An 11,699-nucleotide genomic window follows, 5' to 3' on the forward strand; every position below is an offset into this window, starting at 1 on the left:
CAGTATTGCGAGTCTAGTCGTCGTCCACGAGCAGGTCTTAGATCGGTCCAGCAGCGCGAGATCGGGCGTGCAGGCCTGCGGCTGACCTAGCTTCGGCGCATGGAACCTGGGCTGATCGCTCCGCTGCAGGGAAGCCTGCCGCCGCATCGCGTGGCGTACTTGCCGATCGTGGACCGGCCTCGGGTTCGCTGGCCGAACGATGCCCGCGTCGCGCTGTGGATCGCACCGAACGTCGAGCACTACGAGTATCTGCCGCCGCGTGACCCCCAGCGCAACACGTGGACCCGGTCGCCGCACCCCGATGTGCAGGGATACGGCTACCGCGACTACGGCAACCGAGTCGGCTTCTGGAGAATGGTCGATGTGCTCGACCGCTACGGCGTGGTCGGCACGGCCTCGACGAACCTCGCCGTGTTCGACCACTACCCCGAGGTGGGCGCAGCGATGGTTGAACGCGGGTGGGAAATCATGTCCCACGGCATCTACAACACCCGCTACATCTCCTCGATCGACGAGACCGCCGAGCGGGCGTTCTACATCGAGTGCATCGAGGCGCTGCGCAGCCACGCCGGCCAACAGCTGCGAGGCATGCTCGGCCCGGCGGTGTCGAACTCGGCCCTCACGCCAGACCTCATGGCCGAAGCCGGGCTGATTTACCACGCCGACTGGTTCCACGACGACCAGCCGGTGCCGCTGGCGACTCGGAGCGGTCAGCGGCTCGTGTCGGTGCCATATTCGATGGAGCTGAACGACGTGCCGGTGTTCACCCAGCACCACGACACCGACGACTTCGTGGCCATGGCACGAACACAGATCGATGTGCTGCGCCGCGAAGCCGACGACGGCGCCGGCGGCCGGGTGATGTGCGTGGCGCTGCATCCGTACCTGATGGGGATGCCGCATCGAGTCGACGGGCTCGCAGCAATGCTCGAGTACCTGATGGGCCACGACGACGTGTGGCAGACCACCGCTAGCCAGATCGCACAGCACTTCATCGACCATCACTACGACGACTTCGCCGCTCACGACCCGGAGCCGCCGGATCCGCCGCAATCGCGACCGCGCATTGCGGCAGCCTCAGCCCCGGGCCCACGCCCCGCAGCACCGCTGCAGGCCCCCTACGAGTTTGGCCCTGCCCATCTCCAGCACGGCATGGACCACCCGTACTACGACTGGTCGCCGCTGCCGGGCCGTCCCCGATTCGAATGGCCGAACGGCAGCCCCCTCGCGGTCGGCGCGGTGATCGTTCTCGAGCACGTCGAATGGGAACCGCCGCCAGACGCCTACTCGTTACGACGTCGCAGCGGCGGGCTGGCGCGCTTGCCCGCGCCCGACTACCCCCAGCTCACGATCCGCGAGTACGGCCACCGAGTCGGCATCTTCCGCCTGCTCGACACCCTCGAACGGCACAGCATTGCCGCGACGGTGGCGATGGATGCGCTCACAGCACAGCACTACGGCTGGCTGGCGTCCCACCTCGTCGAACGAGGATGCGAGATTGCTGCGCGGGGCATCGCAGCGACCCGGCTCATCACCTCGAAGGACTCCGAGGCTGACGAGCGAACAGCGACCGCTGAGAGCCTCGATGCCATCGAGACCGCGACCGGGATGCGGCCGACCACGTGGTTCTCCGCCGAAGGTGTCGAGTCGTTCCGCACCCCGGCGCTGCTGGCCGAGGCCGGCGTCGACTGTGTGCTGGACTGGCCCAACGACGAGCAGCCCTACCTGATGACGACCGACGGCGTGCTGGACGGAGTGGCACCCCAGCCGGGCACGCCTGCGATGGTGTCGCTGCCGCTATTCCTCGAAGCCGATGACGAGTTCGCGCTTTGGCACCGCCGGGCGACGCTTGACGGCTGGCGCGAGATCATCACGGGCGCCGCAGCACGCATGTACCGCGACGGACTCGAACACCCCGCGGGCAGCCGCCTGCTCATGCTGACCTTGCGTCCGTGGCTGGCCGGCCAGCCATTCCGAACGCCGGTGCTCGATGGCGCCCTCAGCCACATCAACGGGCTCGGCGGAATCCACTCAGCGTCTGCGGCGAGCCTCGCGGCCCACGCTCGCAGCACGCTCGCCTAGCCCAAGCGCCACGTGCCGGGGGCGGGAACCTCCAACCCGATGTGGTCGCGCAGGGTGGTGCCGCCGTATTCGGTGCGCAACAGACCGCGGCGCTGCAGCTCGGGAATCACCAGCTCGACAAAATCCTCGAAGGCTCCGGGCATGTGGGTGCCTGCGATGACAAAACCGTCGACGGCTTGCTCGGTGAACCACTCCTCGAAATAGTCGGCCAGCTCGGTGGGCCCGCCCACGGTGGGATGGGCGAGGCGGCCCCGCCCCGACACCCGCACGAAGTCACGCACGGTCGGGTTGGAACGCCCGGTGATCGCCAGCACCTGATTGCGGATGCCCTGGATGCCGGTCATGGCGTCGAGATCGTCATCGGACAGCGGCTCGTCGAGGTCGCGGCTGGCAAAGTCGAAGTTGAGTCCTTCTGAGAGCAGAGAGAGGTCGTCGACAAGCGTCGGCAGCTCGTCGTAGGCAGCGCGCCGATCCTCGGCTTCTGCCATCGTGTGGCCCACCACCGGAAACGTCAGGTTCGTGATCTTGACCTGGTCGGGGTCGCGGCCAAGCTCGGCGATCTGGGACTTCACCGCTGCGTAGTGCTCGACGGCAGAGTCGAGCCGCACGTGGCTCACGAACAGCAGCTCCCCCCAGCGTGCGGCAAAAGCAGTGCCCCGCCCGCTCTGGCCCGCCTGGATGATCACCGGATGGCCTTGGGGCGTGCGCGGCACGGTGAACGGGCCTCGCGACGAGTACCAGCGGCCCTCGTGGTCCAGCCGGTGTACGCGATCACCGTGCGCGTACAGGCCCGTTTCGCGATCCGCAGCGATGGCGTCGGTCTCCCACGTGTCCCAGTGGCCGTGGACCACCTCCATGAACTCGTCGGCTCGGTCGTAGCGCTCGTCGTGCGCTGGAGCGTGGGTGAGGCCCATGTTGCGGGCTTCGTTGTCGTTGACCGACGTGACGACATTCCACGCAGCTCGTCCGCCGGTGAGGTGGTCGAGCGTGGCAAAGACACGGGCGACGTGGAAGGGCTCGTAGTACGTCGTCGAGTAGGTGGCGCCGAGGCCGAGCCGGCTCGTGGACATGCCCATGGCAGTCAGCACCGTGACCGGGTCCAGCTTCACGCAGCGGATGCCGGCCTCGACGGTGTGCCGGTGATCGCCGCCGAACATGTCGGGCATCGCGAGCCGGTCGTCAAAGAAGCCGAGATCGAAGCAGCCCGCCTCGAGCACGCCGCCGATGTGGCGGTAGTAGTCGAAGCTGGTCACGTCGTGACGTGCGTGGGGATGCCGCCACGCGGCGGGGATCGTCGTGCAGTTCTGCGCCTGCAGGAATCCAACCAGCACGATCTGACGCTGCGTTCTCACGCCCAGCGATGGTAGAGAGTCGCCGGCTTTGCCGTGTCGGTCCGCTGTCTCGACGACGTGACGGTGCCAGACTCTGCGGCGATGCCGCCCTCGAACGGACCCGCCGAGATCGCCCACGACGGTGCGCTGCGCGACCGGCTGGCCCACAACCTCGCCGGTCATGACGTCCGGCATCACGACAGCGAAGGCCGCAAGCGGGCCGCCGTGGCGGTCATCGTGCTCGACAGCGACGCCGAGCTGCACGGAGCCGACCCGCTGGTCGGCGGACTGAACGCCGACCAGCGCCGAGCCCTGCTTGAAGACATCCCCGGGGCCGCCGACGATCCCACGCTCACCGGAGACGTCGAAGGCACCGCCGGCGGTGCATCGGTGCTGCTGACCCGGCGGGGATCGAACCTTCGCGGGCACCGCGGCCAGTGGGCCCTGCCGGGCGGCCGCATCGACGCTGGCGAGACGGCGCTGGAAGCTGCGATGCGCGAATCGTGCGAGGAAGTCAGCCTCGACCTGACCGTCGACGACCTGCTCGGCCGACTCGACGACTACCCGACTCGCTCTGGCTATGTCATCAGCCCGTTCGTGTTCTGGCTGTCCGGTGACCGGGAGCCCGTCGCGAATCCCGCTGAGGTGGCGTCCGTGCACCGCGTCTCGCTGGGCGAGCTCACCCGCCCCGACTCGCCGCGCTTCGTGCAGATCCCCGAGAGCGACCGGCCCGTCGTGCAGGTGCCCATCGGCGGCGACCTCATTCACGCCCCGACCGGAGCGGTGCTCTACCAGTTCCGAGCAGTCGCCTACGACGGCCACAACACCCGAGTCGACGAGCTGGAGCAGCCGGTGTTCGCATGGTCTTGACCATGCGAACCATCAGACCCAGCGCCTGGCGATAACCGGGCGAACCGACAGGCACAGCGCCTGGCGTGAGCTGTCATAAATCCGTCATATTCGAGTGGGTCGAATCGGCACGAGATCCACGACAGCTCACAACAAGAGCCAGAGCAATTACGGACACTGACTGTAATACCGTCGGATTCCTCCGAGATTTCTCTGGAATTCAAAGCCCTCCTGAAGATGGAACGAAAAGGACGCGTCGGACGTTTCATTACAAAACCATGACAGGGGGACTGCAAAATGATCACAAACAGGGCTCCAGCTAGCCGGTTGCTCGTGGGAGCGAGCGCTCTGCTGCTGGTGCTCTTCCTGCCCACACCGCCCGCTGGCGCGGCTGACAACGTTGCCATGCAAGAGGTGGTTCCCACCGTCACGATCACGGCCGGAGCAACGACTCACAACGAACCCGACGGCCCCATGAGCTTCACGCTCCACGCCAGCCCGGTGCCGGCCGTCGATCTGGAGGTGAAACTCGACTACCGGCAAACCGGTGTGGTGTTCACCGACGCAATCGAACAATCCTTCACCGAGACGATCCCCGCTGGCGAGTCCTCCCACGCCTTCGAATACCCCGTCGTGAACGACCTCGTCGTCGAGCCCGAGGGCACCGTCACGGTGCCGTTCTTCATCCGGGTGCATGACGGCAATCCGCCCGGGACCTTCACGAGCGGCGACGGGATCCACGAGGGTGTGGCGTTCTTGCTCACGACGACTCCGGTGACAACTGATGCGACCACAGATTTCGTCTACCAATCCTGCCTCTATTCCTGGGACGTCGGTTCGTTCACCGTGGACGCCTCCGGTGACTACACGCTCACCGGCGAGATGGTGATCGAGATCATCGACGACAGCGACAACGAACCTGGCGAGACGTTCGTCGTGTACTTCGAGTCCCCCTCGCGGAGCCGCTCGACGTCGGCGACAGCTTGCCGTTTGAGGTCGACGCCGAGACCGACACTCTCAGGGTCTCAGGAGCGCTTGACTTCGAGACACAAGCCGAGTACACGCTCGCCGTCACTGCCTCCGACGACATCGGCGGCTCAAGCGAGACGAACGTCACAGTGACCGTCACCAATGTGGATGAGCCTGGCTTGGTGGAGATTGCGCCGATGGACCCCGAAGAGGGCGCCATGGTCGAGGCGACCCTGTCCGACGTCAACGAGGGTGACGGGACCGTCGAGCTGCCAATCACCGTGCAAGTGGACGACAATCGACCGCCGGGCACCTACACAGCCGGCGGCGTGGAGTACGAGGGCCGGCCATTCTCGGCGTCGAGCAGAGGGGACACGGCAACCAGCCCAGATGACTACGGGGCGCTCTCGGCCGAGGTCCTGTTGCCCGTCGGCAGCTTTGAGTTGGCCGAGTCAGGCTTCTACGAGGCGAGCGGCGTGGTCTCGGTGGTCATCGTCGACGACGAGGCAATCGAGGAATCGGAAACATTCAACATCGTGGCCGAGTTCGCGCCCGGCGGTCTCGGGGTCACGTTGCCCTCGGATCAGCTGAGAATCGTGATCGCCGACAACGACGGTGAGCCCCCGGATCCACCCAAACCACCTTGGCCGCCCCCGGACTACTGCCCGACGCATCCCGACACCGTTGCGGATGCTTCGACGCCCCTCAGCGTGACGGTTGGCGGCAGCGTGAGCGACGATTTCTGCGGCAAGGATGACGCCGACTGGGTGGCGGTGGATCTCGTGGCCGGACAGGCGTACCGCATCGAAGGCACCTTCACCTCGACTGACCGCAATCGCCCGATCTACATTGCCGGCATGTATGAATCCGACGGCGAACTGATCACCGGATCGCACTCGTTCGACGGCAACCCCTACGGCACCTCCAACACCAGCGGCTACATCAACTTCCGGCCGGCGGAGACCGGCACTCACTACATCGAAGTGGGCGACATGGGCTGGTTCTACTTCGGGTTTGCGACTGGTCCCCTCAGCTGGGACGTCGAAGTCCACGAGATCGACCTGCCGCCCGACGACGTGCCCGGGGTTGAGTCGCTGACGTTCGAGTTCAACAACTACGGGTACTTCGTGGACGAGTTCGAAGGAAAGATCAACACCCACGGCGACCGCGACACCTTCGCCATCGACGTCGAGGCCGGGCACCGCTACTTCGTCGAGATGCGCAACCGAAACGGTTCGGGCATCTTCAACTGCATCCACGGCGTGGCCTGGGCGGAGACACCCGACGTGCCTCGGCCCAACTCACGCGAGTGCTGGCAGCGCCCCGGTTGGAAAGCCAGCCGCTGGCTCGGGCCTCAGGCCGATGGGCGCTACCTGATCACGATCGGCTCCGACAATGGCACCGGCGACTACCGATTGCGTGTCCGGGACTACACGGCTGTGCCACCCGGAGTCTGGGATACCCGCTTCCAGAGGGTGACGTGCCAGCTGGCCGGTCGACCTCCGCAGCCGTGTACGTGAACGATTCGTGGGTGATCGGCACTGCTGTGCGGGGTGCGATCGATCTTGCCGGCGACAAGGACTGGTTCCGAGTCGAGCTGGAAGGCGGACGGCGGTACCAGATCGACGTTCGGGGCGAGGGCAGCGAAGTGGGCACCCTGCGGGACTCCTACCTGTGGCTGCACGACGCCGACGGCCAACGCATCCATTTCGCCGGCGACGGCGGCGACTCGTACCTCGAAGCCCGTCTCGTGATGGTGACCCCGGCCACAGGCGCCTACTTCATTCAGGTAGCCGGATCGCACTACGAGATCGGCACCTACGACCTGTCGGTACTGGACTTGGAGGACCTGTACACGATTCATCGCCCTAGCTAGGCACCACCGGCGCCGATCCTGCGCTTGTAGTCCCCCGAGCGCAGGATCGGCGCCCCTCCGCGTTCGCCGAGCGCTGTCACACGGGTGCCCGGCATCAGCCGAGCACCGACATCGACGAGCCGTGGAGATCGCGCCGGCGCGAGAACGTGCCCATGTCGATATCGAAGCCGGTGTGCTTGCCGGTCACCACAACAGCCTCGGCGTCGTGGTCGTGACCGGCTTCGACAGCGCCGATCAGCTCGGCCATGCAGTGACCCGCTACTGCGGCATTCTTGAATTGGTTGCCGCTCGTGCCTATGGCCACATAGAAGCCGTCGAGCGAGGTCCGGTCGTAGATCGGGATCCAGTCGTCTGTCACGTCGTACACACCCACAATTCCCCTCGGCTGGCGGGGCAGGCCGAGCTCCGGCATGCGCCGAGCGAATCGCAGCAGGTGGGTCTCCCACTGCTCCCGACTGAGAACTTGCGAGCACCCATCGATCTCGTCGCTGCGAAGCCACTCGAAGTCAGTCGCGTCCAGCTCGAGCGAGCCGATGAGCATGTTGTTGCCCACCTCGGGCCGCACATAGCAGCCGCAGTCGACGTCGCCCATCACCACGCCGTCGTGCTCGAAGTCCACGCCCGGCGGCGGCGGCACATGATACACCTCCTTGCGCAGCGGGCGCGTGGCGATCGACATGTCTTCGAGAACCCCGGAAAGGCGGTTGATCGCGCTGCTGTGCGGGCCGGCGACATTCACTACCACCGGCGCCGCCAATTCAGTGCCGTCGGCCAACACCACGCCCTCTGCGCGACCGGAGCCAGCGACGCCGACGACCGTGGCACCGAATCCGAACTCGGCGCCGGCAGCCTCCGCTGCCAACCGCAGGTTGTGTGCGGCGAGCTGCGGATCGCCCACGTACCCGCCTTCGGGGCACCACAACGCACCCAGCAGCTGCGACGTGGGCGCGGCCCAGAATTCGGGATCGTCGAGCTGGCGAGGCGGTCCGAAGCGGGACAGGTCGAGCGACCCAAGCCGTGCGACCGTCTCGTCGCAGTCCCAGATCTCGTAGGGGACGCCGAGTGCATCGAAGTGGGGCACCGGCAGCAAGTGGTGTTGGGCATCGCCCAGAAACGTCGCCATCCCGCACTCGGTGAATGTGGCATAGCCGGCCTCGTCGCACACCCCAGTGTGCTGCGGCCACTGCTGCCAGTACTGCAGGCCCTCATAGGCCATCGCCACGCCGGCCCGAGTTGAATAAGTGAACCGCACGATGGCCGACGATGCGCTGGTGGAGCCCTGGCCGGCACCCGGATTGCGGTCAACACTCAGGACACGCCAGCCACGCCGCGCCAGCTCGCAGGTGATCGAGGCGCCGATGACGCCCGCTCCGATGACAATCGCGTCGTAGCTCCGCTCGCTCGGATTCACCGCCGTTCCCCCGGCCACAGCCTGCATTGTGGTTTCACGCCGGTGGGCCCTGTTCAGCCGATGCGGATCGGCTTCGGGATCGCTGCGGTGAGCACCTCAGGCTCGCCGTCGGTGACCAGCACGTCATCCTCGATGCGAATGCCGCCGAAGCCGCGCAGCTCGTCCACTCGCTCCCACACCACGCTCTCGGCAAACTTCTCGCGTCGAGCAGCATCACAGAGCAGGGCGTCGATGAAGTACACGCCGGGCTCGACGGTCGTGACCATCCCCGGTTCGAGGCCACGGTCGGTGCGCAGGTAGCGCAGATGCGGGTCGGAGCTGCGCTCGTGGCCAGGCGGGAAGCCGCTGGCGTCATGCACCGACAAACCCAGCAGATGGCCGAGCCCGTGAGGGAAGAACAGCGCAACCGCGCCCGATGTCACCAGTTCGGCTGCGTCGCCGCGCATCAGATCCATCTCGACGAGGCCCGCGCCCAGGATGTGCGCAGCCGCCAGGTGCACCTCTCGCCACTGAACGCCGGGGCGGCACATGTCGATGGTCTGCTGTTGTGCGCTGAGCACCAGCTTCCACAAGAATTCCTGCTCGTCGGTGGGCTCGGCGCCCACGACCATGGTGCGGGTCACGTCGCTGGCGTACCCGCCGTACTGCGCGCCGGCGTCGACGAGCAGCAGGTCGCCCGGTTCGACGGTTCGTGTCGCCGGCCGCAGCGGGTCGTCCGCGGCAAAGACGTAGTGCAGGTACGCGCCGTGAGGGCCGGAGGCAACGATGCTGTCGTACGCCACCCGCGGGGCGCCCGCCGCGTAGAACTGCGCTTCCATGCCGATCTGGATCTCGCGCTCGGTCATGCCCGGTGCCGCGTGCTCGTAGACCCAGCCGAAGCCGGCCGCGCTGGCCGCAGCGGCGGTGCGGATGTCGTCCACTTCGGCAGCGTCCTTGACCATCCGCTCGATTGCGAGACCCGCGCTCAATCGCAGCACCCGTGCAGCAGGCGTCTCGTCGGTTGGTTGGTCGCCCGTCGCATGGTCGTCCGATTCTGATTCGGTTTCTGGCGCGGCTACCGCTTCAGGATTCGGCCCGACGTCGGATACAGGGGCCGGGGCTTCGGCGGAATCTCCTGAGACGACGGGCTCGGCGGGCGGTGCCGCCGCCAATTCGGCACCTGCACCCAGCTCGATGACGGTTCGGTCACCGCGCTCGGCCAGCCAACCGTCAAGCTCGGCGAGCGGCAGGCCGACTTCGACCGGCGGTTGCTCCCAGACGAGACGCTCGGGAGTGAACCGCGGACCGAACAGCTCCCAGGTATCTGCAACGGCGTCGTAGGCCAATGTCGTTCCGGGCGAGCCGACGGCGCTCAGATAGGACACGTCGGGATGCGGCAGGAAGGCGAAGAACTGATCGGTTCCCGGCCAGTTCGCCGGCTCACCGGCCCGCAGCAGCACCACTGTGTCGGTCAGCTCCCAGCGCCGAGCCACTCGCTCGCGCCGTGCCTCCAGTACCTCAGCAGAAGGCTTCACGCGGCGCACCCTAACGCCTGCGCACCCGACCCGAGGCGGGTCTGGAGTCGGGCTGGGCCGGTCTTGGAACAGTGCGTCGCTCGACGACCTAGGTTCTGCGGGCGTGACTGATCCCACTCCCCCGCAGGTGGCTGTTTCGCCCGGCGACGACGAGATCCCACCGCTGCTCGCGAAGGTTGAAGCCGCTCGGCAAGCCACGCTCGATGACGCACGCCCAGATGCCATCGCCCGCCAGCACGCCCGCGGGCGCTGGACTGCGCGCGAGCGCATCGCGGCGCTGTTCGACGCCGGCACCTTCGTCGAATACGGCCAGCTCGCGCAGCCCCAGCGGCGGTCGCTGGGCGACGCACCGGCCGACGGCCTCGTGACAGGCGTAGGACTCGTGGATGGCCTCTCGGTGTGCGCCTTCACGTACGACTACACCGTCATGGGCGGCAGCCAGAGTCCGCGCAATCACCGCAAGATGGACCGGATGTTGCAGGTGGCCGAGCGGAATCACTGGCCGATCGTGTTCTGGTCTGAAGGCGGAGGCGCCCGTGCCAGCGAGCTGCACTACGACGGCGGCATGGTCACCACCTTCGTGCAGCTTGCCCGCCTGTCGGGTCTGGTGCCGATCGTCACGATCCTGTCGGGACCCAGCTTCGCCGGCCAGGCCAACATCGCCGGGACGTCGGACGTCGTCATCGCGACGCGGTCTTCCACGCTGGGGCTGTCGGGGCCGCCGCTGGTGATGTCCGCGACCGGCGAGCTGCTCACGCCCGAAGAACTGGGGCCGATGTCGATGCACGAACGTGTCGGAACAGTCGAGCTCGTGGTCGACGACGAAGCCGGCGCACTCGACGCTGCACGGCGGTACCTCTCGTACTTCACCGACATTGCTGCGCCGTCGACGGCGACCGCTCCCGACCAGATGCCGCTTCGCACGATGGTGCCCGAGAACCCGCGGCGTGCCTATGACGTGCGCAAGATCGTGGCGACGCTGGCCGACGAGGGATCGGTGATGGAATTGCGGCCTACCTTCGGTCGCTGCCTGTCGACGTCACTGTGCCGCATCGAAGGACACGTCGTGGGCGTGCTGGCGAACAATCCGATGTTCGGTGCAGGTGCAATCGACGCCGAGGGCTCGGCGAAGTTCTCTCGTCACGTCGAGCTGTGCAACGCCTACGACATCCCACTGCTGTTCCTGTGCGACACGCCCGGTTTCATGATCGGGACCGCCGCAGAAGCGACCGCGTTGGTACGCCACAGCGCGAGAACGCTGATGGCGCTGAGCGCAGCCGACGTGCCGATCCTGACCGTGATCCTGCGCAAGGCGTACGGGCTGGGGTATTACGCGATGGGGTCCGATGCGCTGGCGCCCGACATCATCGTGGGCTGGCCGACAGCCGAGTTCGGCGGCATGGGCCTCGAGGGCGCAGTGAACATCGTGTACCGCGATGAGCTCGAGGACGCAGCCGACGACGCCGAGCGCAAAGAGATCCGCGCAATGCGTGTGGCGGATTGGAAGGAGCGCAATACGGGTCTGGAGTTCGCCCGTGCGTTCCTGCTCGACGACATCATCGACCCTGGAGACACCCGCAGCATGATCGCGAAGGTGCTGGCAACCTTGCCGCCACGCCCGCCTCGCGACGGCCGCAAGCATCCGATCGATCCCTGGTGACACGTCG

The 11,699-nt window shown here is 66.7% G+C and carries 8 protein-coding genes; 5 read left to right on the plus strand and 3 right to left on the minus strand.

Annotated features, from left to right (window positions below; translation table 11 throughout):
• The first annotated feature begins 99 nt into the window (after positions 1 to 99).
• Positions 100 to 2,082 carry a polysaccharide deacetylase family protein gene (locus ACQY5K_RS06545; RefSeq protein WP_428121198.1) on the plus strand — a complete coding sequence of 661 codons (1,983 nt, stop codon included), beginning with the start codon at positions 100 to 102 and terminating at the stop codon, positions 2,080 to 2,082.
• Here ACQY5K_RS06545 and ACQY5K_RS06550 read toward each other — a convergent pair.
• A complete protein-coding gene (locus tag ACQY5K_RS06550; RefSeq protein WP_428121201.1) occupies positions 2,079 to 3,434 on the minus strand; it encodes an LLM class flavin-dependent oxidoreductase in 1,356 nt (451 codons plus the stop codon). The two genes, ACQY5K_RS06545 and ACQY5K_RS06550, sit on opposite strands and share 4 nt — an antisense overlap.
• 81 nt (positions 3,435 to 3,515) lie before the next feature.
• Here ACQY5K_RS06550 and ACQY5K_RS06555 point away from each other — a divergent pair, with 81 nt between their 5' ends.
• From ACQY5K_RS06555 to ACQY5K_RS06565, 3 genes are all read left to right on the plus strand, one after another.
• Entirely contained in the window at positions 3,516 to 4,283 is a 768-nt protein-coding gene (locus ACQY5K_RS06555) for an NUDIX hydrolase (RefSeq protein WP_428122592.1), read from the plus strand.
• 962 nt (positions 4,284 to 5,245) lie between these two features.
• On the plus strand, positions 5,246 to 6,751 hold the full coding sequence (locus ACQY5K_RS06560; protein ID WP_428121203.1) for a cadherin repeat domain-containing protein: 1,506 nt from the start codon (positions 5,246 to 5,248) through the stop codon (positions 6,749 to 6,751).
• Positions 6,752 to 6,762: 11 nt separating this feature from the next.
• The gene (locus ACQY5K_RS06565) at positions 6,763 to 7,107 is read left to right on the plus strand and encodes a hypothetical protein (protein WP_428121205.1); all 345 of its coding nucleotides are present in this window, start codon (positions 6,763 to 6,765) and stop codon (positions 7,105 to 7,107) included.
• Positions 7,108 to 7,201: 94 nt separating this feature from the next.
• Here the strand turns inward: ACQY5K_RS06565 and ACQY5K_RS06570 are convergent, their stop codons facing one another.
• Positions 7,202 to 8,536, minus strand: coding sequence for an NAD(P)/FAD-dependent oxidoreductase (locus ACQY5K_RS06570; protein WP_428121208.1), 1,335 nt, complete (start codon positions 8,534 to 8,536; stop codon positions 7,202 to 7,204).
• A gap of 35 nt (positions 8,537 to 8,571) precedes the next feature.
• Complete coding sequence (locus ACQY5K_RS06575; RefSeq protein WP_428121210.1) at positions 8,572 to 10,032, minus strand: aminopeptidase P N-terminal domain-containing protein; 1,461 nt, start codon at positions 10,030 to 10,032, stop codon at positions 8,572 to 8,574.
• 103 nt (positions 10,033 to 10,135) lie between these two features.
• Between ACQY5K_RS06575 and ACQY5K_RS06580 the strand changes: the two genes are divergently transcribed.
• The gene (locus ACQY5K_RS06580) at positions 10,136 to 11,692 is read left to right on the plus strand and encodes an acyl-CoA carboxylase subunit beta (protein WP_428121212.1); all 1,557 of its coding nucleotides are present in this window, start codon (positions 10,136 to 10,138) and stop codon (positions 11,690 to 11,692) included.
• The last annotated feature ends 7 nt before the right edge of the window (positions 11,693 to 11,699 follow it).

The organism is Candidatus Poriferisodalis sp. (genome assembly GCF_965262965.1).
GTDB lineage: Bacteria > Actinomycetota > Acidimicrobiia > Acidimicrobiales > Poriferisodalaceae > Poriferisodalis.

Coding starts and splice junctions, on each gene's coding strand:
- ACQY5K_RS06545 (WP_428121198.1), top strand. CDS start 100: ATGGAACCTGGGCTGATCGCTCCGCTGCAGGGAAGCCTGCCGCCGCAT.
- ACQY5K_RS06555 (WP_428122592.1), top strand. CDS start 3,516: ATGCCGCCCTCGAACGGACCCGCCGAGATCGCCCACGACGGTGCGCTG.